The following is a 23,687-nucleotide window of genomic DNA, read 5'->3' as shown; positions in this document are numbered from 1 at the left end:
CCATGACCAGACTTACATCGATTTTTCTCGCCGTTTGCACGACGGGCCTGACGCTTTCTTCGGCGAGCGCCGCCACCGGCGACATGCAGAACATGGATCACAGCCAGATGCCGGGCATGGACCATGGCCAGATGAAGGGCATGGACCATAGCCAGATGCAAAGCATGGACGACGGCCAGATGCAGCCCGCCGCGCCCACTGAAAGCCGCACGCCGATCCCGCCGCTGACCGATGCCGACCGAGCCGCCGTGTTCGTCAGCCCCGGCGGCCATAACGTGCATGATTCCGCGCTCAATCACTACTTCCTCGCCGACAAACTCGAATGGCAGGACGCCGACGACGGCAGCGCGCTGGCCTGGGATTTATCGGGCTGGATCGGCGGTGACATTGATCGCCTGTGGCTGCGATCCGAAGGCGAGCGCAGCAACGGCAAAACCGAAGACGCGGAAGTCCAGGCGCTATGGGGCCACGCGATCTCGCCGTGGTGGGATGTGGTGAGCGGCGTGCGCCAGGACTTCAAACCCGGCGCCCCACAAACCTGGGCTGCGTTCGGCGTGCAAGGCATGGCGCTGTACAACTTCGAAGCCGAAGCCACGGCGTTCATCGGCGAAGGCGGCCAGAGCGCGGTGCGGCTGGAAGGTGACTACGACATCCTGCTGACCAACCGGCTGATTGTGCAGCCGACCGCCGAGCTGAATGTCTACGGCAAAAACGATCCGCAGCGGGGCATTGGTTCCGGGCTCGCCAACACCGAAGCCGGGCTGCGGTTGCGCTATGAAATTCGCCGGGAAATCGCCCCCTACATCGGCGTGACCTGGAACCGCACCTACGGCAAAACCGCCGATTTCGCCAAAGACGATGGCGAGGATCGCAGTGAAGCACGCGTCGTTCTCGGCGTTCGGCTGTGGTTCTGATCGCACTCACATCACCATCAAAAAAAACCGCTTCGAGCGGTAAAGAGGCCTTGCATGCGCACAATGAAAACCACCGCTGTTGTCATCGGCTTGCTCATGAGCACACTGGCTCAGGCGCACCCGAAACTGCTCTCATCCACCCCGCCCGAAGGTGCGGATGGCGCGGCACCGAGCACGATCGAACTGCACTTTTCCGAAAGCCTCATGACCCAGTTTTCCGGGGCGAAACTGGTCATGACCGAAATGCCAGGCATGGCGCATTCCCCGATGCCGATGAAAGCCAAAGTCACCGGCGGCGGCGACCCGAAAACCATGCTCATCACCCCGCTCTCGCCGTTGCCCGCCGGTAGCTACAAAGTCGAATGGCGCGCGGTGTCTTCGGACACTCACCCGATCACCGGCAACGTTACGTTCAAAGTGAAGTGATTGATGAGCGACTGGGTCAGCATTGCCCTGCGGTTTGGGTTGTATGTGGATTTGATGGTGCTGTTTGGTCTGGGTTTGTTCGGGCTCTACAGCCTTGCGGGCCGGGAACGGGTGTCCGGGGCGGTGCTGCCGTTTCGGTCGATCCTTCAGGGGACGGCCGCGTTCGGCGTGCTGTTGTCCGTGGCGGGCATGCTGACGATGGTGAGTGCGATGAGCGGAGAGTCGGACTTCACCGAGCTACGACCACATGTCCAGATGATGGTGTTCGAGACGGATTTCGGGTTGGCCTGGTCGGTTCGAGTCGTTGTGCTGGTGATGGCCGGTTTGATGCTGATGGTCAACCACCGCCTGCCCGGCGCCAGCTTGCTGGTTGCGTCGATTTGCGGCGCGATCGCCCTCGCCTCCCTGGCCTGGAGCGGTCATGGCGCGATGGACGAAGGCAGCCGTCGTTATTGGCATTTTGCGATGGATATTCTGCATCTGCTGGCGGCAGGCGCGTGGTTGGGTGCGCTGGTTGCGTTTGCGCTGATGGCGAAAATCAACGCGCTGCAAACCGCAGAACGCATCACGTTACTGGCTCGGGCTGTCAGTCGATTTGAAGGGGTGGGCGCGGTGATCGTGGTCGTCATCACGGTCACGGGCGTCGTGAATTACCTGTTCATCGTCGGGCCGAAGTTTGATGACGTGTTGCTAAGTACCTATGGGATTTTGCTGTTTATCAAAGTGGGGTTGTTTGCCGGGATGCTGGTGCTCGCCGCGTTGAACCGGTTTCACCTTGGGCCGTTTCTGGAGCGGTCGTTGCGGGAGGGGAAATACGAAGTTGCCGCCAACGCGTTGCGACGCAGCATGGTAGTTGAGTTGGCGCTCGCGGTGTTGATTGTGGGGCTGGTGGCCTGGTTGGGAACGCTGAGTCCGGAAATGGAGGCCGCTGCGCAATAGCCAATCGGGCAGCAGAATCCGAAGTACTTATAACCATCGGCGGGAAAAATTAAGTACTCTCAGCCCCAATCCATCACGGAAGTCGGGTACACATGAAAACCAATAAATGCACAGTAATGCTCGGTAGCCTGCTCGCACTATCGTTTGGCGCCCAGGCCGAACAATCGCACCTGGACAGTGTCATCGAGCAAGGTCAACTACGCGTGTGCACCACGGGCGATTACAAGCCCTACACGTTCAAAGCCGAGAACGGCGAATACTCGGGCATCGACATCGCCATGGCCCGCTCGCTGGCCGACAGCCTTGGCGTCAAGGTCGAGTGGGTACCGACCACCTGGAAAACCCTGATGCCCGACATGCTGGCGGGCAAATGCGACATCGGCATGGGCGGGATCTCGGTCACGCTGGAGCGGCAGAAAAAGGCCTTCTTCAGCACGACGCTGGATGTCGATGGCAAAGTCCCGCTGGTGCGTTGCGAAGATCAGGCGCTGTATCAGACCGTCGAACAGATCAACCGGCCTTCGGTGCGCCTGGTAGAACCGGCGGGTGGCACCAACGAAGCCTTCGTCCACGCGTATTTACCGGCGGCGCAGTTGCGGTTGCACGACAACGTGACCATCTTCCAGGAGCTGCTGGACAAGAAGGCGGACGTGATGATCACCGATGCGTCGGAGGCGTTGTATCAGCAAAAACTCAAACCCGGTTTGTGCGCGGTGAATCCAGGCCAGTACATGCAGTACGGTGAGAAAGCTTATTTATTGCCGCGAGACGACATGACGTGGAAGTTGTACGTCGATCAATGGCTGCACCTGGCCAAAGTGACGGGCAACTACCAGAAAGTTTTAGGCCAGTGGATCGCCACGCCCGAGACTAAATAGGCTTATTTCAGGTAACAGCTGGGCGAACAGGCAACGGCAGGATTACCGCGCCGTTGCCGGTCAGTCGTCGTGCAACAGTCCCGAACCGTATTCACCGAAGCTGCTGCCCAATGCACTGCCATGGAAGTTCAGCTGACTGTGGCTATTGGTCGGGCCAGGACCGAAGCCGGCGGACGGCTCGAGGTCTTCTGAATAGTCGTTATGGGTGCTGACGCCCGAACAGGCGCTCAACAGCAGCGCACCACCGATCAGCAAGACTTTGAAGAAGTTCGAGATCATTTTTCAGGTTCCCTGTGGCCGGAGGTGGGGTGATGCAATCTTCAGTGTCCATCCTAGGCTGCGAACCCGGCAGCATCGTGAAACTTCACGCAGCGACAGCATTTGTTCAGGTATTCCGATTTTTCCCGAGCCCTCCAAAAAGGCTGTGGACGGTGGTGTTCGCAAGTTCGACAGGCTGCTGCAGCTGCTAAGCTCTGCGTTCAGTGCCCGCACAAAAAACAACATCCGCCGCGAGAGAAAGGAAGCATTGAATGAGTGGAATCACCGTTGACGACAAACATCGTCTTGCCCTGGTTGACGCATTGCGCTGTTTTGCATGCTTCTGGGTGGTTCTGTTTCATTTATCCGAAGGAAATCACATCCCAACCCTGCTGGCAGCCATTCCAGGCTGGTTGAAATACATGGTCTTTGACGCAGGCCATTTGGGAGTGCCTATATTTTTCGTACTAAGCGGCATTGTCATGGCGACCACGACATCCCGGGTGCCAATGAATAACGTGAACGCCACAAACTTTGTGGCACGTCGCCTGGTACGCCTCGCCCCTCCCTACTACGCCGCCATTGCACTGGGCGTGGCCGTGATCGCCGCAAAACACATGCTTGGGCAACCCGGAATCGAAATCCCCGGCGTGACGGCCATACTCGCCCACGTGCTGTTTCTCCAAGATTTCCTTGGCATCAGAAACATCATCACGGTGTTCTGGACCCTGTGTATCGAGGTGCAGTTCTACATCTTTTTTGCGGTGCTGCTGTGGTTAGCCGATCGTGCTGGAGAGGGTGTAACACCCAAGCGTCGCAACCTCTGGATTTGGGGCAGCGCATTGCTGGCGCTGCTGTGGCCCGCCGGGATAATTCATGCGATAGGCTGGAAAGGCGGATTTATTGCGTTCTGGTTCAGCTTCATGGCCGGGGTGCTGTGCGCTCAAACCCTGAGCGGCACTAAACAAAGCCATTACATCGCCATTGGTTACTGTGCATTGGCGCTTGTTATCGGTCTTGCAACTAAAAACTCATTCACCATTGCTGCCGGGTTGACGGGCTTACTGTTCTGCTTCCTGGTTAATCGCTCCACCACGCTGGGTTTTATATCCAGCTACCCCGTGCAGAAAATTGCCCTGATTTCCTACAGCCTGTACTTGTTCCATTCTCCTGTGACCGGTTTCTTCATGCGCGTTTACCGGGCTTTCATGCCAACCGGCCTTTTCTCGGATGCACTGGCCGCCGTCCTGATCATTGCAACGTGCATCGCATTCTCGGCCATGGCCTATCTATTGTTCGAACGTCCCGCCATCGCGTGGAGCAGACGCATCAAGTTCAAGCGGCCTGATGCCGTCGTTCTGAATCGTACGTAAAGTCAGGCCAACCTGAGTCGCCCGCTCGCGGTCACAGACAGGGCTTGTCGGTGGTAGTGAACTCCAGAAATGAAAAAACCTCGCTTTGGCGAGGTTTTTTACATAACAAGGATCGACGTCAGAAAGCCTCGACAGGCTTCTTGGCCTGCTGAGCCATTTTGTGCTCATCGAGTTTCGGAAAAGAAAACTTGATAATGATGCTGGACTCATCGCCCTCGCCAGTGACTATCAAATCAGCCCCTCTAATGTTGGCGGGCGCTGATGCCATCAAGCTATGCACGTTGGAAGCGCCTTTGAACGAAGTAACTCCTTCAAAAAAGGAATAGGTCAATTCGTTGGCGTTCAACGCAACACTTTCATAATTCGTGAGCGTGGCTGTGTATTCATCTTTGCTTTTTGCTTTACCCGTGAGTTCAACGAGGTCCAGCACCGATTTCCCGTCAGTCAGTGCCACCAGACCAAACGTCTTGGCAAGGGCGCCAATGGCACGCGCGAATACATCGCGATCGTAGGGTGTAAACAGCGAAACAATAATCAGCTTGTCATCACTAAAAACCAGACTCGCCGTGAATTTTTGATCAATGAAATCCACATCATCAATACACCTGGCGGTAGCCCCCACATCAGCAGAGCAGTCATAAAAACCTGCAGCCTCGGTGTAATTCGCGAGAGGCGTGTCATAGGCGTAGCTCTTGAACAGGTTGTCACCCGCAACAGCATTTTGCATGCCGACAAAAATACCCAGTGTGGCCAACGCTATAGCAACAATCTTTTTTTGCATGGATTCCCTTCCTGAAGGTGCATCGGGATTGATAGCCAGATGCTATCAGCCAAGGGGCAGATTTGGCTACCAAGGTCTGACGGCTTCATTCCTCGGCGCTTGATTCAGCCTTGGAAAATTGCTCGCGGTCGAAGGCTTGGCTTTCCTGATAAACTGCCTTCCCGTCCCGATTGATCCGCATCTACGCCGTGCAGGACGTCAAGATGTCCTTGTGTTTGCGTGATGTGATCGTGCCCATTTCCTGTTGCTACATTGCCGATTTCGCTTGCTACCTTGTAGCAACCGAATTTGAAGGACAATGGAAATGGGTAAAAACCGTCGTATAAAAGATCTGTATCAATGACCTTCGAAAACCCTGAAGCGCCCGTAATCACTAGCCCCAATCGTTCTGAGCCGTCACGACGTTTCAGCGTGGCGCCTATGATGGACTGGACTGATAGGCATTGCAGATACTTCCTGCGCCTGCTCTCCAAGAACGCCCTCCTCTACACCGAAATGGTCACCACCGGCGCGCTGCTCAACGGTGATCACGACCGTTTCCTGCGTCACAACGAAGCCGAACACCCCCTCGCCCTGCAACTCGGCGGCAGTGTTCCGCTGGACCTGGCCGCTTGCGCCCGCATGGCGCAGGAGCACGGTTACGACGAGGTGAATCTGAATGTCGGCTGCCCGAGTGATCGGGTGCAGAACAACATGATCGGCGCGGTGCTGATGGGGCATCCGCAGTTGGTGGCTGATTGTGTGAAGGCGATGCGCGATGCGGTGTCGATTCCGGTGACGGTGAAGCACCGGATCGGGATTAACGGGCGGGACAGTTACGAAGAGCTGTGTGATTTCGTCGGCACGGTTCGCGACGCCGGGTGCACGAGTTTTACGGTGCATGCGCGGATTGCGATTCTGGAGGGGTTGTCGCCGAAGGAGAACCGCGACATTCCTCCCCTGCGTTATGACGTGGCGGCGCGGTTGAAGGCGGATTTCCCGGAGCTGGAGATTATTCTCAACGGCGGGATCAAGACGCTGGAGGCCTGTCACGAGCATTTGCAGACCTTCGACGGTGTGATGCTCGGTCGTGAGGCATATCACAATCCTTATGTGATGGCTGAGGTGGATCAGCAACTGTTCGGCAGCACAGCGCCGGTGATCACTCGGGCGCAAGCGCTGGCGCAGTTGCGGCCTTATATCGCGGCGCATATTGATGCAGGCGGTTCGATGCACCACATCACCCGGCATGTGCTGGGGCTGGGCACCGGGTTTCCGGGGGCGCGCAAGTTTCGGCAGTTGTTGTCGGTGGATATCCATAAGGCCAAGGAGCCTCTGGCGTTGCTGGATCAGGCGGCGGAGCTGCTTGAAGGGCGTTAACGGTCACCCGCGTTGAACCTGCGCCCGGATTTGGCATCGTATTTACGGACACCGCGCCCCGCCTTTCAAACATCCGTTTTCCAGATGTTGCCGCCGGGGCCTTCGATACGTACATGTGCCCTTGAGTGGCTGTCAGCGCTCGGGTAATGTCATTAGACCCATAGGACAGAGCACGCCCATGACTTCCAAGCTGGAACAACTCAAACAGATGACCACCGTGGTTGCCGACACCGGCGACTTCGAAGCAATCGCTCGCGTTAAACCGGTGGACGCTACCACCAACCCTTCCCTGCTGCTCAAAGCCGCGGCCATTCCCGGCTATGCCGAGTTGTTGAACGCTTGCGTCAGCGACTGCAAGGGCGATGTGGGCCTGGCCAGCGACCGTTTTGGCGTCGCGGTAGGGCAAGAGATCCTGAAAGTGATTCCGGGCCGTATTTCCACTGAAGTGGACGCGCGTCTGTCGTTCGACACTGACGCCGTATTGAAGCGTGCGCACCGTCTGATCGAGCTGTATGAAAAGGCCGGCATCGGCCGCGACCGCGTGCTGATCAAGATCGCCTCCACCTGGGAAGGTATCCGCGCTGCCGAAATCCTGGAAAAAGAAGGCATCCAGACCAACCTGACATTGCTGTTCTCGTTCGCCCAGGCGGCGGCGTGTGCCGATGCGGGTGTGTTCCTGATTTCGCCGTTCGTGGGCCGTATCTACGACTGGTACAAGAAGGCCAACGGCAACGACTACACCGGCGCGGATGATCCGGGCGTGCAGTCGGTGACGCGTATCTACAACTACTACAAGGCCAATGACTACAAGACCGTGGTCATGGGCGCGAGCTTCCGTAACCTGAATCAGATCGAGCAACTGGCCGGTTGCGACCGTCTGACCATCAGCCCGGACTTGATCGATAAACTGGCGGCGGACACTGGCAAGCTGGAGCGTAAATTGGCGCCGGGTCATACCGGTGAAGCGCGCTTGAGCCTGAATGAAGCGCAGTTCCGTTGGTTGTCCAACGAAGATGCGATGGCGACCGAGAAACTGGCAGAAGGGATTCGTCAGTTTGCCCGGGACCAGGAGAAGCTTGAGGCGCTGTTGCAGGCCAAGCTGTGATCTAGTTCAGCGCAATGCAAAAAGGGCGAACCTTGATGGGTTCGCCCTTTTTTGTGTGCGTTTGTTTGGTGCCCCTTTGGGGATGTTGGGGGCTGTCAGGCCGCCATCGCCAGCAAGCCGGCTCCTACACAGATGATGATCTTGTAGGAGCCGGCTTGCTGGCGATGAGGCCAGTACAGGCTTCCTACCCTTTCAAAGGATCAGTGACGCTCCAACGCATTCACCAGATCATGAAACGCTTCACGATTCGAATCATTCAGCCCCATGAGGATCTTGTGCGCTTCCAGCACTTTGATCCGCACCACTTCTTCCGACTGGTCCTGGTCAGGCAAGTCGGTCAGGCACTCAGGGCACGGGATCGGGCGGTCAACGATGTTGAACACCTGCTCGAAGCCCATGGACTGCAACAGACGGGTGATGTCTTCGTGGGTGGTGACGACGGTCGGCAGCAGGCCGACTTTCTGCCGCGACAGGATCGACAGTTTGGCCAACAGGCCAAGGGTGGTGCTGTCGATGCTGCGGGTTTCGGTCAGGTCGATCACGATCGCGTTGAAGTTCAACGCCGTGAAGATCCGCTCAATAGTCGCATCCAACGCCGAACACAGGGTCAGGCGAACTTCACCGACGAACTTCAAGACGAAGGTGCCGTCCTGCTCGGCGAACTGGATTCTACCGGTACTCATTAAAGATTCCTGCTCAACACCAACAGGGCGATATCATCCGGCATCTCCCCTAGCGTGGCCAATCCAAAAACCTGCCGCAGCCCATCCAGGGTGCCGCCCGCTGCCTTGACCCGCTGGGGCAAAGCCGCTTCTTTTTCTTTGAGTGTAGGTTCTGGCAAAAGGTCCAGAATGCCATCGGACATCAGCGTCAGGCTGAACGTCGGCGGCAGCTCCAGCACGTGATCTTCGTAGGTGGCTTCATTGAAGAGGCCCACCGGCAGACCACGCCCTTCCAGATATCGAACACTGTCTGGCGTGTACAACACAGGCAACGGCAAATGACCACCGATGCTATAGGTCAACAAACCTGTCTCCTCGTCGATGACTCCACCAACCATTGTGACGTGTTTACCCAGCTTACAACTGATCAGGCCCCGGTTGATATGACCAAGGACCTCTGAAGGCTTGAATTCCGGCAATGTGCCGTTGCGCTTGGATTCGAACAGCAAGCGCGTGGTCATGAATTTCAGCAGCACCGTAACGAAGGCTGAAGAAGCGCCATGACCGGAAACGTCCGCCAGGTAGAACGCTACCCGACGCTCGTCGACCCGAAAGTAGTCGACGAAATCACCCGACAGATACAAAGACGGGATGATCTGGTGTGCAAACTTGAATTCGTCAATGGTCCAGGGGCTGACCGGCAGCATGTTCATCTGCACCTGGCGACCGGCATTCTGGTCTTCCTGGAGCAGGTTCAGGCTGGCTTCGAGCTCGCGATTGGCCTTTTCCAGCTTCTCACGGTAGCGCTGGTTTTCCAGCAGCAGACGCGCGCGATCCAGGGCCCGGCGCACAGAGTGCTCGAGCACGGCCAGATCTTCGAGAGGCTTGATCAGGTAATCCGCCGCGCCCAGGCGCAAGGCCTCGACTGCGTCGTTCATCACGCCGGCACCCGAAACCACAATCACAGGGGTTTGCGGTGACCGCTCGGTGACCTGGCGAATGAGTTCGAGTCCGCCCATCTGCGGCATGCGCAGATCGCAGATGACCAAGCCGGGCTTGTCTTGCTCGAATACCTGAAGACCCTGCTGGCCATTGCTGGCCTGCAAGACGCTGAAACCACTGTCTTCCAAATAGGCGGCGAGGCTCGCGCGCACTACTTCGTCATCATCGATTATCAGCAGCGTGGCACTGGTTTTTGGCATGTGGGCAAACGGCGCCAGAATTAGGTTGGCGTAGCAGGCTGGGCAATTGACCCCGCACACGCTACTGGATTCGCTTTCTAGCCTCTCTGTTGCACCGCTTTCGGGCATCGACCCTACTGACAGGCACACCAGAGGTGCCCTTCTAAGGCGCAGACGGTACTCCCATCCGCGGGGCGTTTCAAGCTCACGCCGATGGTCGCTTGACGTCTTTACTTGTCAAATCACCGAGAGTTATAAGAACTGATAAAACCGTAACCCAATGGAAGGATGAAGCCCATGAGCCAAACCGAACGGGACTACAGCGAAAAGCGTGATTTCATCCGCATGCGAGTCGATGCCGATGTCGCGCTGATTCATGAAGGGGACGAAGTTGCAGCCGTCTGCATCGACCTTTCCAGCAGTGGCATGCAGGTTGAGGCACCGCGCCTGTTCAAGGTCGGCGACCGGCTCAGCGTGCGGATCGACTCCGATCATGCGGCACTCAAAGGGCTCGAAGCCGACACTGAAGTGGTCTGGGTCAAAGAACAGGACGACGCCAGTCAGAAACTCGGCCTTACAATCTTGAAGATGAAATAACCCGGATCCAAAACCAAAAAAGGCGGCCAACGGGCCGCCTTTTTCGTTTTTACCGGTCGAGATCAAAAATCGTCTTCGACCTGACCGTCTTTGACTTTGAACTCGCGGTTCTGCAAGTACGCATTGCGGATGAAGGTGTACTTGTCGCCGCTGATCAGCTTCTCGGCCGACAGCAGGCTGGCGCGGGTGTCGACGACGTTCAGGGCGAAGATCGAGTTACGCACCGGTACGTCGTGGATGTACGGGTATGGGCCGGTGTAGCCATCGACAAACTTGGCGGGCGCATCACGCAGAGTGCTTGGGCCCAGCAACGGCAGCATCACGTACGGGCCGCTTCCTACACCCCAATAGCCCAACGTCTGACCGAAGTCTTCGTCGCTGCGATTGAGGCCCATCTTGGTGCCTACATCGAAGAAGCCCAGCAGGCCGAAGGTGGTGTTGAAGATCAGGCGTGCGGTGTCGACGCCGGCAGCGCCCGGTTTGGCCTGCAAGATGTTGTTGGCAAGGTTGGTGACATCACCGACGTTGCGGAACATGTTGTGGATGCCGTCTTCGAGAAATTGCGGGGTCACGAACTGATAGCCCTGCGCCAGAGGCTTCAGCGCATAGGTGTCGAGCACATCGTTGAACTTGTAGATCGGACGGTTGATGCTTTCCCAAGGGTCCTCTTCCGTGGCTGCCTGGGCAGCGAACGGAGCCAGCAACACACTGGCGCACACACAAAACTGAGCTAGATGATTGCTCCAGCGCATAGAAAAACTCCTTGGTTTGTACTGGCGCGGGCGTCTTGGCCCGAACATTAAGCTGGTGAGTATAAGACGGAAAAGCCGCTTTAGGCAGCATCGTGCGTGATGGCCTACGGATGATTCGCCATGACTGTGAGCGATTCACATCCATGTCACTCAACTGTCACCGGCGGCGCATAGCCTTGACGCTATTTCAGGGATGTTGACATGCCGCACGCCGAAACCTTGCCCCTCGCCGCCCCCAGCCTGACCGCCGTCCTGTTTGGCCTCAGCGGTTGCCTGGTGGACTTCGGCGCCCGCACGCGCCAGCACGGCGACCATTGCGCCGAACATGCCGAAGTCACGCCTGGCGCTCTGGACAGCCTGCACAGTTTGCAGCGCCAGCAGATTCCCTGTGCCTGGCTCGACGAACTTCCCCCCGCATTGAGCCTCTCGCTGGCCGCCGCCCTGCCCGACTGGGTCAAGCCGTCGAAACACCCCGCAACAATCAATCCGTGGCCCGCGCCGAATGCATGCTGGCAAGCCTTGATGGCGCTGAATGTCGGGCAACTGGATGGTTGCGTGCTGGTCAGTGGCGAACCGCGATTGCTGCAATCGGGCCTGAATGCCGGGTTGTGGACCATCGGCCTGGCCTCCTGCGGCTCGCTCTGCGGGCTGGCGCCCAGCGAATGGCAAGCCTTGAGCCAAAAGGAACGCGAACACCTGCGCGGCAAGGCCACCGTGCAATTGTTCGGCCTGGGCGTGCATTCGGTGATCGATCACCTCGGCGAACTCGACACCTGCCTGGCCGACATCAGCCTGCGTCGGCTCAAGGGTGAAAAGCCCTGATCGAGATCATGCAGGTTGCGCGCGAGTGGATTAATCTAAAGGTCAGCCATAGACCTTTGGCGCGCTGCCATGGTCTATGCCAGTGCCTATCGATAAAAGGAAGAACGCCATGCCTGCCCGCGAACTGCAACAACAGCTCAATGCCCTGCGCGAGCAATTGGAACAGAATCCTCCGCTGACCGAAGCAGAGCGCGCCGACCTGCATGCGCTGATGCAACAGATCGAACTTGAGCTTGAACTCGAAACCAAAACCCAGGACTCCAGCCTCGCCGATGGCGTAAACCTGGCCGTCGAACGCTTTGAACTTGAACACCCCGCCATTGCCGGCACCTTGCGCAACATTGTGCAATCCCTGGTCAGCATGGGGATCTGAACCCGCCAGATACAAAAAAGCCCCGCTAGTGATAGCGGGGCTTTTTCATTGCCCGGATTTGCAATGCACCCCCTGTGGGAGCGGGCTTGCTCGCGAATGCGGTGTTTCAGTCGAAATTTATCTTGATTGACACAACGCATTCGCGAGCAAGCCCGCTCCCACATTAGATCTTCATTGGCGGACCAGGCGATGGTTCGGCAGTTGCACGTCTTCAGTGCTGCGATACGGGTTGATGTCCAACCCGCCGCGACGCACATACCGCGCGTACACCGTCAATTTCTCCGGCTTCAGCAAGCGTTGCAGGTCGAGGAAGATCCGCTCCACGCATTGCTCATGGAAGTCCGAGTGCTGACGGAAGCTCACGATGTACTCCAGCAGACTCGCGTGATCCAGCGCCGCGCCACGGTATTCCACCACCACGCTGCCCCAGTCCGGCTGACTGGTCACCGGGCAGTTGGATTTGAGCAAATGGCTGTGCACGCTCTCCTCGACGATGCGCGAATCATCACAACGCAGCAGCTCCGGACGCGGATGCTCATAGTTGCTGACGCTGATGTCCAGGTCATCGATGCACACACCCGGCAACGCCACGACGCCTTCGGCTTCAACGTCTTTCAGGCGGCGAACCCGCACGCCGACCGGCTTGCCTGCCGCAGCGGACAGGTCGTTCACCAGCGTCGCTTCAAGGCTTGCGATATCGGCAAACGGAGTCTGATTCAACGAGTTCAAATACAACTTGAACGACTTGGATTCGATGATGTTCGGCGAATCCGCCGGGATGCAGAATTCGCCGATCGCCACCACGGGTTTACCGGACGGCAACAGCCACGACAGCTCGAAGCAGTTCCAGAAATCCACGCCTTTATACGGCAGGGTTTCAGCCGTCAGCCCCAACTCGGCCCATTTCGCGGTGCGCGGGATCGGAAACAGCAAGGACGGCGTGTAAGTGGCGATGTATTCGCTGGATTTACCCAGCGGCGAGTGTTCGGCTGCGGGATGCATGGCGGAAACCTGACTGAAGAATCAGCGGATTCTACCAGCCTTTGCTCGCGCCTTAGAGTGCTTACTGACTGACTGTCAGTTTACCGACCATGCCAGCCTGATAGTGACCTGGAATATTGCAGGCAAATTCCAGGTTGGTGGCCTTGGTGAAGGTCCAGGTCAGTTCGGCGGTTTTGCCCGGCTCGACCAGCACGCTATTGGGGTCATCGTGTTTCATACCATGATCCATTCCCGCCATCGCGCCGTGGTCCATTTCCTTCATCCCTGTAGGCGTAAGCATGCCGCTCTGCTGCATCTTCATCATTTCCTGCTGATGTTTTGCATGCATCGCCGCGTCACCGAGGTTGAATTCGTGCAGCAACTGGCCTTTATTCACCAGCACAAAGCGAACTGTCTCACCGGCCTTGATATCGATGGTCTTTGGGGTGAACGACATGTCGCCCATCACCACCTCAACGCTGCGGGTCGCCTTGGCAGCCGGGGCCGGCTGCCCGAAGTCGTAGGTGTGCGCCGGCGATGCCCACACCGGCGAACTCAGCACCAGCAGACATGCAGCCAGCACCAGGGGTTTGCGCAAAAACATAGTCGTACTCCAACAAGATAAAGTTCAGCCTGTGGAAAACACTAAACTGCTGCCACTGCCCGTAACCTGACAGCCAGATTACAACTTTGTCAGGTTGACCTGCACAACCGCTGCCCACGGTATAAAGCGTTCGTTCCATTTGCCTCGAGTCGCCCATGAAACTGCTGATCGTCGAAGACCAACCGAAAACCGGCCATTACCTGCGTCAGGGCCTGACCGAAGCCGGGTTCAACACCGAACTGGTGGCCGACGGCGACACTGGCCAGCAATTGGCATTGAGCGGTGACTACGCGCTGTTGATCCTCGATGTGATGTTGCCCGGTCGCGACGGCTGGCAAATCCTCCAGGCAGTGCGCAGCGCAGGCCTCGACACGCCAGTCCTGTTTCTGACCGCGCGAGACGCGGTGGAAGACCGGGTTCACGGCCTCGAACTGGGCGCCGACGATTATCTGGTCAAGCCGTTCGCCTTCTCCGAACTGCTGGCCCGGGTTCGCAGCCTGTTGCGTCGCGGCAGCACCACGCCGCAGGAAACCAGCCTGCAACTGGCCGATTTGCGCCTGGATCTGATCCGCCGGCGCGTCGAACGCAGTGGCCAACGCATCGACCTGACCGCCAAGGAGTTCGCCCTGCTCGAAATGCTCCTGCGCCGTCAGGGCGAAGTGCTGCCCAAATCGCTGATCGCTTCCCAGGTCTGGGACATGAATTTCGACAGCGACACCAATGTCATCGAAGTCGCCATCCGCCGTTTGCGCCTGAAAATCGACGACGAGTTTCCAAACAAATTGATCCATACCGTGCGCGGCATGGGTTACGTCCTCGAAGAGCGCCCGGCCTGATGCGCCGACTTTCATTGAGCAGCCGTCTGGCGCTGCTGTTTGCAGCTTGCACCGCCGTGGTTTCGTTGTTCGCGGGCGTGTTGTTCAGTCGAGCCAGCGAGGCGCATTTCGTTGAACTGGACCAGCAATTGCTGGACGGCAAGCTCATTGGTTTGCGTCGAGCGCTTCACGATCTTCAGTCCAGTGAAAGCGAAGTCAGACTGGCGGATGAATTAAACCGCCAGGCTGATTTGTCCCTGCGCATTTCCGGCAGCGACGGCAAGCGCTGGTACGACAGCGCCGCGAGCCTGCCCGATGAACTTCCGCAGAGACCGGGTTTGTCGACCATGAACGACAACGGCACCGACTACCGCGTCCTCAATGCGCCGTTGTTTGTCGACAAGCCTGACTCACCGCAATTGACCCTGCTGCTGGACATCACCCACCACCAGCACTTTCTGCAGCGCATGCAGCACTTGATCTGGCTGACCGTCGGCTTGTCGGCCCTGGCCACCGCTCTGCTGGGTGCCTGGGCGGCGCGTAGCGGGTTGCGTCCGTTACGGCGCATGAGTGCAATCGCCAGTGGCGTTTCCGCGCAGTCGCTGAACGCCCGACTACCCGAAGAGAACATGCCGCCCGAACTTGCGGAAATGGCCCACAACTTCAACGCCATGCTCGGACGCCTCGACGACTCATTTCAGCGACTCTCGGCGTTTTCTGCCGACATTGCCCATGAACTGCGCACCCCCCTGTCAAATTTGCTGACCCACACCCAAGTCACCCTCACCCGCCCACGCCCCCTTGAGGATTACCGCGAAGCACTGCACAGCAACCTCGAAGAACTGCAATGGATGGCGCAACTGGTCAACGACATGTTGTACCTGGCCAAGGCTGATCACGGGTTGCTGATGCCCAAACGTGAACCCCTGGAATTGGCGGAAGAAGCGGATGTGTTGCTGGAGTTTTTTGCGCCATTGGCCGAAGACGCCCAGGTGACGTTGAGTCGCGAAGGCAACGCGCACCTGGAGGGCGACCGGAGCATGTTGCGTCGGGCACTTTCGAATTTGCTGGATAACGCGCTGCGATTCACGCCGGCCGATGGCGAGGTTCAGGTGCGGATTATCGAGCGGCCTGAAGGTTTGAGTCTGACGGTCGAGAACAGCGGCGACGGCATTGACGGGGCATTACTGCCGCGTTTGTTTGATCGCTTCTACCGCGCAGATCCGGCGCGTCAGGAAGGCAGCAGTGAACATGCGGGGTTGGGGTTGGCGATTACCCAGTCGATCATTCGGGCCCATGGCGGGCAGATTCGTTGCGAATCGGAGAATGGGTGGACGCGGTTTGTGATTGAGTTGCCGAAGGGGGATTGAGGCCAGCAGGTCCGGCCCCTTCGCGGGCAAGCCTCGCTCCTACGCGATCGTGTAGGAGCGAGGCTTGCCCGCGAAAGCGGTGTAACGGCTTACGAATACCGCAACGCGTGAGCCGGCTCGATCTTCGCCGCCCGCCACGCCGGGTAAACCGTGGCAAGGAAGCTCAACACAAACCCGGCCGAGCAAATCAACAGCACATCCCCACCCTGCAACTCCGAAGGCAGGTTGCTGACGAAATACACATCGGAACTGAAGATGTGCTGCCCACTGACCCGCTCCACCCAGCCCACCAGCTCACTGACGTTCAGCGCGGCAATCACGCCGAGCACGCCACCGATCAAGGTGCCGACCACGCCGATCACCGTGCCCTGGACCATGAAGATCGCCATGATCTGCCGTGGCGTGGCACCGATGGTACGCAGGATCGCGATGTCCGCGCCCTTGTCGTTCACCACCATGATCAAGGTCGCGATGATGTTGAACGCTGCCACTGCAACGATCATCAGCAACAGCAGGCCGATCATGGTTTTTTCCATCTTCATCGCGCTGAACAGGCTGCCCTGGGTGTGAGTCCAGTCGTCAGCCTTGTACGCCGTGCCCAAGCCGCCAGCGATATCGCTGGAGACCTTCGGCGCCGCGTACAAATCCTTCACCGCCAGACGCACGCTCTGCACCTGATTCGGTTCCCAATGCTGCATCTGCGCGGCATCTGCAACGTGGATCAGCGCCATGGAGCCGTCCAGTTCTGCGCCGACCTTGAACACGCCCACCACGTTAAGCCGCTGCATGCGCGGGGTGATCCCGCCCGGTGCAGTGCTGACTTCCGGCACGATCAGGGTGATCTTGTCGCCGACATTCAAGCGGAAACGTCGTGCCGTGATCTCACCGATCACCACACCGAACTCGCCCGGTTTCAAGGCATCGAGACGCCCCTGGACGATGTGCTGGGCAACGATCGAGACCTTGCCTTCCAGCGCCGGATCGACACCACTGACCTGAATCGGCTGCATCGTGCCTTTATAGGAAAGCATGCCTTCCATCTCGGTGAACGGCACGGCGGCGGTCACTTCCGGGTTTTTCATCGCGGCGTCGGCCACCGGCTGCCAATCGTCGATCGGGTTCACGCCGACGATGGTCGCGTGAGGCACCATGCCGAGGATGCGCGAGCTCATTTCGCGCTGGAAGCCGTTCATGACCGACAACACCACGATCATCGCCAGCACACCGAGGGCGAGGCCAATCATCGAGGTCATCGAGATGAACGAAACAAAGCGATTGCGGCGCTTGGCGCGGGTATAGCGCGTGCCGATAAAGATCGATAACGGTCTGAACATTCGCTGGGGCACCGTATAAAAACAAAAAGACCCGATGTTTTTTCAGACATCGGGTTTCGGCCAATCAGATAGGCGTCAGGCAACCTTCCTGCAAGTGCAGGACGCGATCCATCTGGCGAGCCAGGTTCATGTCGTGAGTCACCACCAGGAACGCCGTGCGCATCGAGGTGCTGAGTTCCAGCATCAAATCCTGAATACCCTGGGCGGTGTGGGAGTCGAGGTTGCCGGTCGGCTCGTCGAGCATCACCAGCCCTGGCTTGTTCACCAGCGCGCGGGCGATGGCCACGCGTTGACGTTCGCCACCGGACAATTCCGCCGGCTTGTGTTCCAGGCGATGGCCCAGCCCTACCCGCTCCAGCAACGCCGTCGCACGCTGACGCGCTTCCGGGATCGCGGTCTTGCCGATCAGCAGCGGCATGCAGACGTTTTCCAGCGCGGTGAATTCCGGCAGCAAATGGTGGAACTGGTAAACGAAACCCAGCGACCGATTGCGCAACAGGCCGCGATTCTTCTCACTGAGTGCCGACAGCTCTTCGCCGTCGAGCCAGACGCTGCCCTTGGTCGGCGTATCGAGACCGCCCAGCAGGTTGAGCAAAGTACTTTTGCCTGAACCCGAGGTGCCGACAATCGCCACGCGCTCACCCGGATGCAGCTCCAGTTGCAGACCGGCCAACACTTCTACCGATTCCGGGCCTTCCTCGTAGGATTTGCCCAGGTTGCGGCAGCTCAAGATTGCTTTATCACTCATGCCCGACTCACTCATAACGTAGCGCCTCCGCAGGCTGGGTGCGCGCGGCACGCCAGGCTGGATACAGGGTGGCGAGGAAACTCAGGACCAACGCGGCGGCGCAGACCATCAACACATCCTGGCTCTGCACTTGCGACGGCAGGTAATCGATGAAGTACACGTCGGCGTTGAGGAACTTGTGTCCAATCAGGCCTTCGAGCACCGAGATCGCGGCGCTGACGTTCAGCGCGGCGAAGATCCCGACCACGGCGCCGATCAGCGTACCGACCACACCGATGACCGTGCCCTGCACCATGAAGATCGCCATGATCGAACCCGGCGTGGCGCCGAGGGTACGCAGAATGGCGATGTCGCCCTTCTTGTCGTTCACCACCATCACCAGCGTGGAAATGATGTTGAACGCGGCCACGGCAACGATCAGCAGCAACAGCAGACCGATCATGGCTTTTTCCATGCGGATAGCCTGATACAGATTGCCGTGGGTGCGGGTCCAGTCGCGGGCGTAGAAATGGTCTTCACCGAGCTGCTGGGCGATGTTCCACGCGGTGCGTGGTGCCTGGAACAGGTCGTCGAACTTCAGGCGGATGCCCTGCACCTGATCCGGCTTCCAGCGGTGCAGCTTCGCCAGATCCTGCAGATTGGTGACGCCCAGGTAACCGTCGATTTCACCGGCGCCAACATGGAAGATGCCGACCACGGTAAAGCGTTTCATGCGCGGAAACATGCCGGCCGGGGTCACGGTGACTTCCGGCGCCACAAAGGTCAGCTTGTCGCCGATGGCCGCGCCGAGCTTGGCGGCCGCCTTGTCGCCGATGACGATGCCGAAACTGCCGGGCGCGAGGTCGTCGAGTTTGCCCTGCAGCATGAACTTGTCAATGATCGACACCTGACGTTCCAGCGCCGGGTCGATGGCATTGAGCAGCACCTTGGAGACCTTGCCGTTGTTGGTCAGCAACCCCTGCATCTGGGTAAACGGCGCCACGGCCGTCACTTGCGGGTTCTGCTTGACCTTGGCGGCGAGGCCTTGCCAGTCGCTGATCGGCTCACCGGACTCGATGGTCGCGTGGGGCACCATGCCCAACACGCGCGTGCGCATCTCATGATCGAAGCCGTTCATGACCGACAGCACGACGATCATCACGATCACGCCGAGGGCAAGACCGATGATCGAAGTCAGGGAAATGAACGACACAAAATGATTGCGACGCTTTGCACGGGTATAACGCGTGCCAATAAATACGAAGAGAGGTCTGAACATGTCGGGGCTTGTTCGGAGGGAAAAGGAACGTCCTTGTGGCGGGGGTCGATAACCAGCTTTACACTCAGACCACCGCCGCTACCATGGGTTCGCCATGTCGACATTAGATGAAGAAGATCGCCGCGAATACTACCGTATCGAGGACACGATCGCACTGGAAATTCGGCCCCTGTCCGCTCCCGAAGCCGCAGGCCAGGAAGTGTTGCAGGATGCTTCCCCACTCTTCAACCTGCTCAGCGAATTGCACCTGAGCGAATTCGAGTCGCAACACCTGCTGCGCCAGATCAGCGAACGCGACCGCACCCTCGCGGCGTTCCTGAAATCCCAGAACAAACGCATCGATCTGCTCAGCCAGGTGATCGCCATCACCGTGCTTGGGCAGATCGGCGAGCCGCAGCCAGTGATCATCTCGGAAGGCGGCATCGACTTCCAGAATCCGACCGCTATCGCTGAAGGCACTCACTTGTCGGTGAAACTGGTGTTGATGCCACAAGCCCTCGGCCTGTTGCTTCGGGCGCGCGTCACCCATTGCGACCGCAAGGGCGGCGGCTTCGACATCGGCACCGAGTTCGAACGCCCGACCGATGCCCAGCGCCAACTGCTGGCCCGCTACATTCTGCAAAAGCAGGCCCAGGAACGACGCCTGGCCCGCGAAAACGAATCAGGCAATTAATTTAAGGAAGAACCGTGACCCTCATCTACGGCCATCGCGGCGCCAAGGGCGAAGCACCGGAAAACACGCTGAACAGCTTTCAGCAATGCCTCAAGCACGGCGTGCGCCGTTGCGAACTGGACCTGCACCTGTCCATGGACGGCGAGCTGATGGTCATCCACGACCCGACGCTCAAGCGCACTACCGACCGACGCGGCAAGGTGGTCGAGCACACGGCCGCCGAGCTGGTGACCTACGACGCGCGCAAGGGTGGACCGGGCTGGATCAAGCCGTGCCCTATTCCTACGCTGGAAGAGCTGTTCGAGAAATGCGATTTCGAACACTGGCAACTGGAAGTCAAAAGCGCTTCACGCACCCGAGCCGCAACCACCGTCCTGGCGATTCGTGAAATGGCCGTGCGTCATGGCCTGCTCGACAAGGTGACCATCACTTCAAGCTCGCGCGAAGTACTGAAAGCCGCGCTGGACCTGGTGCCGGACGTGTCCCGCGGATTGGTAGCCGAGTACGCCTGGCTCGACCCGTTGAAAGTCGCGGCAAGCTATGGCTGTGAGATTCTGGCGCTGAACTGGACCCTGTGCACGCCGGAGCGCCTGGAGAAGGCACAGCGACAGGGGTTGCATGTGTCGGTGTGGACAGTCAACGAGCCCGCGCTGATGCGCAGACTCGCCGACTTCGGCGTTGACAGCCTGATTACAGACTTTCCCGGTTTGGCCACCGCCACGCTCGAGAATTGCTGAAATCGGTCTCCCCGGCCGGCTCAGGCCACCGGCCGGAGCCGCTCAAAAAAGCCGGTTGAGGCCATCGTACGCCGCTACCCGATAGGCTTCGGCCATGGTCGGGTAGTTGAACGTGGTGTTGACGAAGTACTTCAGCGTATTCAGTTCGCCCGGCTGGTTCATGATCGCCTGACCGATGTGCACGATCTCCGACGCCTGATAACCGAAGCAGTGAACGCCCAGCACTTCCAGCGTTTCGCGGTGGAACAGGATCTTCAGCATGCCCTGAGGCTCGCCGGCGATCTGCGCACGCGCCATGCCCTTGAAGAACGCCTTGCCCACTTCGTACGGCACTTTTGCCTGAGTCAGCTCCTGCTCGTTCTTACCGATCGAGCTGATCTCCGGAATGGTGTAGATGCCGGTCGGTACGTCGTTGACGAAGCGCCAGCTGCCGTTGTCGACGATGCTGCCAGCGGCCGAACGGCCCTGGTCGTGCGCGGCACTGGCCAGGCTCGGCCAGCCGATCACGTCACCGGCGCCGTAAATGTTCGGCACGCAGGTGCGGTAGGCTTCGTCGACTTCGATCTGGCCACGGCTGTTGACCTTGACGCCGATGTTTTCCAGACCCAACTGATCGGTGTTGCCGGTACGACCGTTGCACCAGAGCAAGGCGTCGGCCTTGATCTTCTTGCCGGACTTGAGGTGCAGGATCACGCCGTTGTCCACGCCTTCGACGCGGTCGTAGTCTTCGTTGTGGCGAACCGTGATGTTGTTGTTGCTGAAGTGGTAGCTCAGCGCCTGGGAGATTTCCGAGTCGAGGAAGCTCAACAACTGACCGCGGTTGTCTACCAGCTCAACCAGTACACCCAGACCACTGAAGATCGACGCGTATTCGCAACCGATCACGCCAGCGCCGTAAACGATGAGTTTGCGCGGGGTGTGGCCGAGGCTGAGGATGGTGTCGCTATCGTAGATACGCGGGTGATGGAAATCGATGTCCGCCGGACGATAAGGACGCGAGCCGGTGGCGATGATGATGTGCTTGGCCACCAGTTTTTCAACTACACCGTTGGCGCAGACCACTTCGATGGTTTGCTCGTCGGCGAAGCTGCCGGTGCCGAAGAACACGTCGACGCGGTTACGGGCGTAGTAGCCGGTGCGCGAAGCGACTTGTTTGGAAATGACTTTCTCGGCGCTTTTCAGCACGTCCGGGAACGAGAACCAGCGCGGCTCACCAATGGCCCGGAACATCGGGTTGGTGTTGAACTGCATGATCTGCCGGACGGAGTGACGCAGTGCCTTGGACGGGATGGTGCCCAGGTGGGTGCAGTTGCCGCCAACCTGGCGACGACTATCGACCATCGCCACCTTGCGCCCTGCTTTGGCGGCGTTCATTGCCGCGCCTTCTCCCGCCGGGCCGGAACCCAGCACCACCACGTCGTAGTTGTAGACAGCCATGCATACTCCTCAGAACAGGCCGCGGCGCTCTCGGCACCTGCGGCTAAATCACGCCGATCTGCGGCGTGAAGGAACAATTTGGGGCCAGTGCAGAACCCGGACACAGTCTATAGAAGCGTCAACGCCGCGCACATTAACCCTTGGTCGCGTCGTAGGCTACTTTTGCCTGCACTACAACGCCAGTTTTCAATGCGTGCATCACCGTAATCATTCGGTTTTACCGCCACTGAGACGCTCAAAAGCCTGATTGGTACGTATGACGAAACCTGTATCGGCACGAATCACAAAGAATGCACCTATGTTGTGGGTTTCGGCATAGTCCCAACCCCGTTCAGGACCAAGAATCAGCAACAGCGTCGATAGGCCATCGGCCATCAACGCTGAAGGATGAATGACCGTGACTGACGCCAGGGTGTGTGAGACCGGCGTACCGGTGTGAGCATCGAAGGTGTGGGAATAACGCCGCCCGTCCTGCAGAAAATAGTTGCGATAGTCGCCGGAAGTGGAAACGCCGTAGCCGTCGACCGCGATGATGCGTTCGGCAACTTGCTGATCGTCTCGGGGTTGTTCAAGCGCGATGCGCCACGGCGAGCCATCAAGTTTCTTGCCGGCAGCCTTGAGTTCGCCGGTGGCTTCGGCGAGGTAGTCGTGGATGCCCATCGCGTCGAGTTTTGCGGCAATCGTATCGACGGCGTAGCCGGCGGCGATGCTATTGAAGTCGACTTCGACGGCGGCGTCCTTGCACAACTGATCGCCTTCGATACGCAGATGCTGATAGCCGACTCGCTGCCGCACCTCGGCAAGCGCTTGGGCATTGGGCACTTTTTCTTCACGCGCCCGGGGGCCGAATCCCCAGAGATTGAGCAGTGGCTCCACGGTCAGGTCGTAGGATCCTTCGCTTTGCTCTGACAGTTGTTCACCAACGCGGATCAATTTGAGGATGGACGCGGGCATTTTCTGACAGCGATTGGCGGGCAGATCGTTGAAGCGTTCGATGTCCGAATCGCTGCGATAGGTAGACATTTGCTTGTCGACCTCGGCGAGGATCTTCTCCACTTCGCTGCGCACCTGTGCGGGCGCAGGCAGATTGGCATGGCGCACGTATTTGATTGAATAAGTGCTGCCCATAGTCGGGCCGCCGACGCTTTCCATGGAATCGCCATTGCCGCAGCCAGCCAAAACACCAGCCAGCATCACAACCACCTTCCAACGTCCAGTTAACAAATCTTCATCTCCCAGTAAAAGCACGCCAGCCATTATGGGACACACGCGAAACGCTTTCTTACAAGATTTAAAAAGTGAGTATCCAG

The 23,687-nt window shown here is 58.6% G+C and carries 26 protein-coding genes; 14 read left to right on the top strand and 12 right to left on the bottom strand.

The genetic code is table 11. From position 1 onward, the window contains the following. Positions 1 to 2: 2 nt before the first annotated feature. From IB245_RS02375 to IB245_RS02360, 4 genes are all read left to right on the top strand, one after another. Positions 3 to 914: a copper resistance protein B gene (locus IB245_RS02375; RefSeq protein WP_192226318.1), complete on the top strand. Its 912-nt coding sequence runs from the start codon at positions 3 to 5 to the stop codon at positions 912 to 914. Between the two features lie 54 nt (positions 915 to 968). Further along, positions 969 to 1,340 carry a copper homeostasis periplasmic binding protein CopC gene (gene copC / locus IB245_RS02370; protein WP_192226316.1) on the top strand — a complete coding sequence of 124 codons (372 nt, stop codon included), beginning with the start codon at positions 969 to 971 and terminating at the stop codon, positions 1,338 to 1,340. A 3-nt stretch (positions 1,341 to 1,343) separates the two neighbouring features. Further along, positions 1,344 to 2,279 (top strand): copper homeostasis membrane protein CopD, encoded by a 936-nt coding sequence (copD, locus tag IB245_RS02365; RefSeq protein WP_192226314.1) that lies wholly within the window; start codon positions 1,344 to 1,346, stop codon positions 2,277 to 2,279. A 92-nt stretch (positions 2,280 to 2,371) separates the two neighbouring features. Next, positions 2,372 to 3,157, top strand: a complete 786-nt coding sequence (locus IB245_RS02360; RefSeq protein ID WP_192226313.1) for a transporter substrate-binding domain-containing protein — start codon at positions 2,372 to 2,374, stop codon at positions 3,155 to 3,157. A 60-nt stretch (positions 3,158 to 3,217) separates the two neighbouring features. Here the strand turns inward: IB245_RS02360 and IB245_RS02355 are convergent, their stop codons facing one another. Then, positions 3,218 to 3,436, bottom strand: coding sequence for a hypothetical protein (locus tag IB245_RS02355; RefSeq protein ID WP_008037677.1), 219 nt, complete (start codon positions 3,434 to 3,436; stop codon positions 3,218 to 3,220). Positions 3,437 to 3,687: 251 nt separating this feature from the next. Between IB245_RS02355 and IB245_RS02350 the strand changes: the two genes are divergently transcribed. Beyond that, positions 3,688 to 4,788: an acyltransferase family protein gene (locus tag IB245_RS02350; RefSeq protein WP_192226311.1), complete on the top strand. Its 1,101-nt coding sequence runs from the start codon at positions 3,688 to 3,690 to the stop codon at positions 4,786 to 4,788. Positions 4,789 to 4,906: 118 nt separating this feature from the next. Here the strand turns inward: IB245_RS02350 and IB245_RS02345 are convergent, their stop codons facing one another. Next, the gene (locus IB245_RS02345; RefSeq protein WP_192226309.1) at positions 4,907 to 5,569 is read right to left on the bottom strand and encodes a hypothetical protein; all 663 of its coding nucleotides are present in this window, start codon (positions 5,567 to 5,569) and stop codon (positions 4,907 to 4,909) included. Positions 5,570 to 5,908: 339 nt separating this feature from the next. On the opposite strand from IB245_RS02345, the gene dusA reads away from it, so the two are divergent. Both dusA and tal read left to right on the top strand, forming a co-directional pair. Next, entirely contained in the window at positions 5,909 to 6,928 is a 1,020-nt protein-coding gene (dusA, locus tag IB245_RS02340) for a tRNA dihydrouridine(20/20a) synthase DusA (protein ID WP_192226307.1), read from the top strand. Between the two features lie 178 nt (positions 6,929 to 7,106). Next, positions 7,107 to 8,033, top strand: a complete 927-nt coding sequence (gene tal, locus IB245_RS02335) for a transaldolase (protein ID WP_008028427.1) — start codon at positions 7,107 to 7,109, stop codon at positions 8,031 to 8,033. 200 nt (positions 8,034 to 8,233) lie between these two features. On the opposite strand, the gene rssC is transcribed toward tal, so the two are convergent. Both rssC and rssB read right to left on the bottom strand, forming a co-directional pair. Beyond that, a complete protein-coding gene (rssC, locus tag IB245_RS02330; protein WP_007935262.1) occupies positions 8,234 to 8,716 on the bottom strand; it encodes an anti-sigma factor antagonist RssC in 483 nt (160 codons plus the stop codon). Continuing rightward, on the bottom strand, positions 8,716 to 9,897 hold the full coding sequence (rssB, locus tag IB245_RS02325) for a two-component system response regulator RssB (RefSeq protein WP_032832382.1): 1,182 nt from the start codon (positions 9,895 to 9,897) through the stop codon (positions 8,716 to 8,718). Before rssB ends, rssC begins: the two co-directional genes overlap by 1 nt. A 276-nt stretch (positions 9,898 to 10,173) precedes the next feature. Between rssB and IB245_RS02320 the strand changes: the two genes are divergently transcribed. Then, on the top strand, positions 10,174 to 10,473 hold the full coding sequence (locus tag IB245_RS02320) for a PilZ domain-containing protein (RefSeq protein WP_192226305.1): 300 nt from the start codon (positions 10,174 to 10,176) through the stop codon (positions 10,471 to 10,473). Between the two features lie 62 nt (positions 10,474 to 10,535). On the opposite strand, the gene IB245_RS02315 is transcribed toward IB245_RS02320, so the two are convergent. Continuing rightward, positions 10,536 to 11,225, bottom strand: a complete 690-nt coding sequence (locus tag IB245_RS02315) for a VacJ family lipoprotein (protein WP_192226303.1) — start codon at positions 11,223 to 11,225, stop codon at positions 10,536 to 10,538. Between the two features lie 201 nt (positions 11,226 to 11,426). Between IB245_RS02315 and IB245_RS02310 the strand changes: the two genes are divergently transcribed. Both IB245_RS02310 and IB245_RS02305 read left to right on the top strand, forming a co-directional pair. Then, positions 11,427 to 12,047 (top strand): HAD family phosphatase, encoded by a 621-nt coding sequence (locus tag IB245_RS02310; protein ID WP_192226301.1) that lies wholly within the window; start codon positions 11,427 to 11,429, stop codon positions 12,045 to 12,047. Between the two features lie 109 nt (positions 12,048 to 12,156). Further along, the gene (locus tag IB245_RS02305) at positions 12,157 to 12,420 is read left to right on the top strand and encodes a DUF4404 family protein (RefSeq protein ID WP_008028435.1); all 264 of its coding nucleotides are present in this window, start codon (positions 12,157 to 12,159) and stop codon (positions 12,418 to 12,420) included. A 171-nt stretch (positions 12,421 to 12,591) separates the two neighbouring features. Here the strand turns inward: IB245_RS02305 and queF are convergent, their stop codons facing one another. Together queF and IB245_RS02295 are read right to left on the bottom strand one after the other, a co-directional pair. Beyond that, positions 12,592 to 13,422, bottom strand: coding sequence for an NADPH-dependent 7-cyano-7-deazaguanine reductase QueF (gene queF, locus IB245_RS02300; RefSeq protein WP_008028439.1), 831 nt, complete (start codon positions 13,420 to 13,422; stop codon positions 12,592 to 12,594). Between the two features lie 61 nt (positions 13,423 to 13,483). Beyond that, on the bottom strand, positions 13,484 to 14,005 hold the full coding sequence (locus tag IB245_RS02295; RefSeq protein ID WP_008037698.1) for a plastocyanin/azurin family copper-binding protein: 522 nt from the start codon (positions 14,003 to 14,005) through the stop codon (positions 13,484 to 13,486). A gap of 155 nt (positions 14,006 to 14,160) precedes the next feature. Here IB245_RS02295 and IB245_RS02290 point away from each other — a divergent pair, with 155 nt between their 5' ends. Both IB245_RS02290 and IB245_RS02285 read left to right on the top strand, forming a co-directional pair. After that, positions 14,161 to 14,841 (top strand): heavy metal response regulator transcription factor, encoded by a 681-nt coding sequence (locus IB245_RS02290; protein ID WP_008028443.1) that lies wholly within the window; start codon positions 14,161 to 14,163, stop codon positions 14,839 to 14,841. After that, complete coding sequence (locus tag IB245_RS02285; protein ID WP_192226299.1) at positions 14,841 to 16,190, top strand: heavy metal sensor histidine kinase; 1,350 nt, start codon at positions 14,841 to 14,843, stop codon at positions 16,188 to 16,190. The genes IB245_RS02290 and IB245_RS02285 overlap by 1 nt, the downstream gene beginning before the upstream one ends. An 89-nt stretch (positions 16,191 to 16,279) precedes the next feature. On the opposite strand, the gene IB245_RS02280 is transcribed toward IB245_RS02285, so the two are convergent. The 3 genes from IB245_RS02280 to IB245_RS02270 all read right to left on the bottom strand — a co-directional run bounded on the left by IB245_RS02280 (position 16,280) and on the right by IB245_RS02270 (position 19,530). After that, entirely contained in the window at positions 16,280 to 17,524 is a 1,245-nt protein-coding gene (locus IB245_RS02280; RefSeq protein WP_008037700.1) for a lipoprotein-releasing ABC transporter permease subunit, read from the bottom strand. Positions 17,525 to 17,588: 64 nt separating this feature from the next. After that, positions 17,589 to 18,272 carry a lipoprotein-releasing ABC transporter ATP-binding protein LolD gene (gene lolD / locus IB245_RS02275; protein ID WP_167362922.1) on the bottom strand — a complete coding sequence of 228 codons (684 nt, stop codon included), beginning with the start codon at positions 18,270 to 18,272 and terminating at the stop codon, positions 17,589 to 17,591. 7 nt (positions 18,273 to 18,279) lie between these two features. After that, a complete protein-coding gene (locus IB245_RS02270) occupies positions 18,280 to 19,530 on the bottom strand; it encodes a lipoprotein-releasing ABC transporter permease subunit (RefSeq protein WP_008028449.1) in 1,251 nt (416 codons plus the stop codon). Positions 19,531 to 19,624: 94 nt separating this feature from the next. Here IB245_RS02270 and IB245_RS02265 point away from each other — a divergent pair, with 94 nt between their 5' ends. Together IB245_RS02265 and IB245_RS02260 are read left to right on the top strand one after the other, a co-directional pair. Continuing rightward, the gene (locus IB245_RS02265; protein ID WP_008037701.1) at positions 19,625 to 20,203 is read left to right on the top strand and encodes a PilZ domain-containing protein; all 579 of its coding nucleotides are present in this window, start codon (positions 19,625 to 19,627) and stop codon (positions 20,201 to 20,203) included. 14 nt (positions 20,204 to 20,217) lie between these two features. Beyond that, a complete protein-coding gene (locus tag IB245_RS02260; RefSeq protein ID WP_008028453.1) occupies positions 20,218 to 20,940 on the top strand; it encodes a glycerophosphodiester phosphodiesterase in 723 nt (240 codons plus the stop codon). 42 nt (positions 20,941 to 20,982) lie between these two features. Here IB245_RS02260 and sthA read toward each other — a convergent pair whose 3' ends face one another. Both sthA and IB245_RS02250 read right to left on the bottom strand, forming a co-directional pair. Beyond that, positions 20,983 to 22,377 (bottom strand): Si-specific NAD(P)(+) transhydrogenase, encoded by a 1,395-nt coding sequence (sthA, locus tag IB245_RS02255; protein ID WP_008028455.1) that lies wholly within the window; start codon positions 22,375 to 22,377, stop codon positions 20,983 to 20,985. A 207-nt stretch (positions 22,378 to 22,584) separates the two neighbouring features. After that, positions 22,585 to 23,634, bottom strand: a complete 1,050-nt coding sequence (locus tag IB245_RS02250) for an FAD:protein FMN transferase (RefSeq protein WP_192226579.1) — start codon at positions 23,632 to 23,634, stop codon at positions 22,585 to 22,587. Between the last annotated feature and the right edge of the window lie 53 nt (positions 23,635 to 23,687).

Source organism: Pseudomonas sp. PDM02 (assembly GCF_014852285.1).
Taxonomy (GTDB): Bacteria; Pseudomonadota; Gammaproteobacteria; order Pseudomonadales; family Pseudomonadaceae; genus Aquipseudomonas; species Aquipseudomonas migulae.
Note: the sequence above shows the minus strand (reverse complement) of the source record. Positions and strands in the feature narration are given on the sequence as shown.

Coding starts and splice junctions, on each gene's coding strand:
- IB245_RS02345 (WP_192226309.1), bottom strand. CDS start 5,569: ATGCAAAAAAAGATTGTTGCTATAGCGTTGGCCACACTGGGTATTTTT.
- IB245_RS02265 (WP_008037701.1), top strand. CDS start 19,625: ATGTCGACATTAGATGAAGAAGATCGCCGCGAATACTACCGTATCGAG.
- tal (WP_008028427.1), top strand. CDS start 7,107: ATGACTTCCAAGCTGGAACAACTCAAACAGATGACCACCGTGGTTGCC.
- IB245_RS02375 (WP_192226318.1), top strand. CDS start 3: ATGACCAGACTTACATCGATTTTTCTCGCCGTTTGCACGACGGGCCTG.
- rssC (WP_007935262.1), bottom strand. CDS start 8,716: ATGAGTACCGGTAGAATCCAGTTCGCCGAGCAGGACGGCACCTTCGTC.
- lolD (WP_167362922.1), bottom strand. CDS start 18,272: ATGAGTGATAAAGCAATCTTGAGCTGCCGCAACCTGGGCAAATCCTAC.
- dusA (WP_192226307.1), top strand. CDS start 5,909: ATGACCTTCGAAAACCCTGAAGCGCCCGTAATCACTAGCCCCAATCGT.
- IB245_RS02285 (WP_192226299.1), top strand. CDS start 14,841: ATGCGCCGACTTTCATTGAGCAGCCGTCTGGCGCTGCTGTTTGCAGCT.
- IB245_RS02350 (WP_192226311.1), top strand. CDS start 3,688: ATGAGTGGAATCACCGTTGACGACAAACATCGTCTTGCCCTGGTTGAC.
- IB245_RS02295 (WP_008037698.1), bottom strand. CDS start 14,005: ATGTTTTTGCGCAAACCCCTGGTGCTGGCTGCATGTCTGCTGGTGCTG.
- IB245_RS02360 (WP_192226313.1), top strand. CDS start 2,372: ATGAAAACCAATAAATGCACAGTAATGCTCGGTAGCCTGCTCGCACTA.
- IB245_RS02310 (WP_192226301.1), top strand. CDS start 11,427: ATGCCGCACGCCGAAACCTTGCCCCTCGCCGCCCCCAGCCTGACCGCC.
- queF (WP_008028439.1), bottom strand. CDS start 13,422: ATGCATCCCGCAGCCGAACACTCGCCGCTGGGTAAATCCAGCGAATAC.
- copD (WP_192226314.1), top strand. CDS start 1,344: ATGAGCGACTGGGTCAGCATTGCCCTGCGGTTTGGGTTGTATGTGGAT.
- IB245_RS02305 (WP_008028435.1), top strand. CDS start 12,157: ATGCCTGCCCGCGAACTGCAACAACAGCTCAATGCCCTGCGCGAGCAA.
- IB245_RS02355 (WP_008037677.1), bottom strand. CDS start 3,436: ATGATCTCGAACTTCTTCAAAGTCTTGCTGATCGGTGGTGCGCTGCTG.
- IB245_RS02315 (WP_192226303.1), bottom strand. CDS start 11,225: ATGCGCTGGAGCAATCATCTAGCTCAGTTTTGTGTGTGCGCCAGTGTG.
- IB245_RS02280 (WP_008037700.1), bottom strand. CDS start 17,524: ATGTTCAGACCGTTATCGATCTTTATCGGCACGCGCTATACCCGCGCC.
- sthA (WP_008028455.1), bottom strand. CDS start 22,377: ATGGCTGTCTACAACTACGACGTGGTGGTGCTGGGTTCCGGCCCGGCG.
- IB245_RS02250 (WP_192226579.1), bottom strand. CDS start 23,634: ATGGCTGGCGTGCTTTTACTGGGAGATGAAGATTTGTTAACTGGACGT.
- rssB (WP_032832382.1), bottom strand. CDS start 9,897: ATGCCAAAAACCAGTGCCACGCTGCTGATAATCGATGATGACGAAGTA.
- IB245_RS02320 (WP_192226305.1), top strand. CDS start 10,174: ATGAGCCAAACCGAACGGGACTACAGCGAAAAGCGTGATTTCATCCGC.
- IB245_RS02290 (WP_008028443.1), top strand. CDS start 14,161: ATGAAACTGCTGATCGTCGAAGACCAACCGAAAACCGGCCATTACCTG.
- IB245_RS02270 (WP_008028449.1), bottom strand. CDS start 19,530: ATGTTCAGACCTCTCTTCGTATTTATTGGCACGCGTTATACCCGTGCA.
- copC (WP_192226316.1), top strand. CDS start 969: ATGCGCACAATGAAAACCACCGCTGTTGTCATCGGCTTGCTCATGAGC.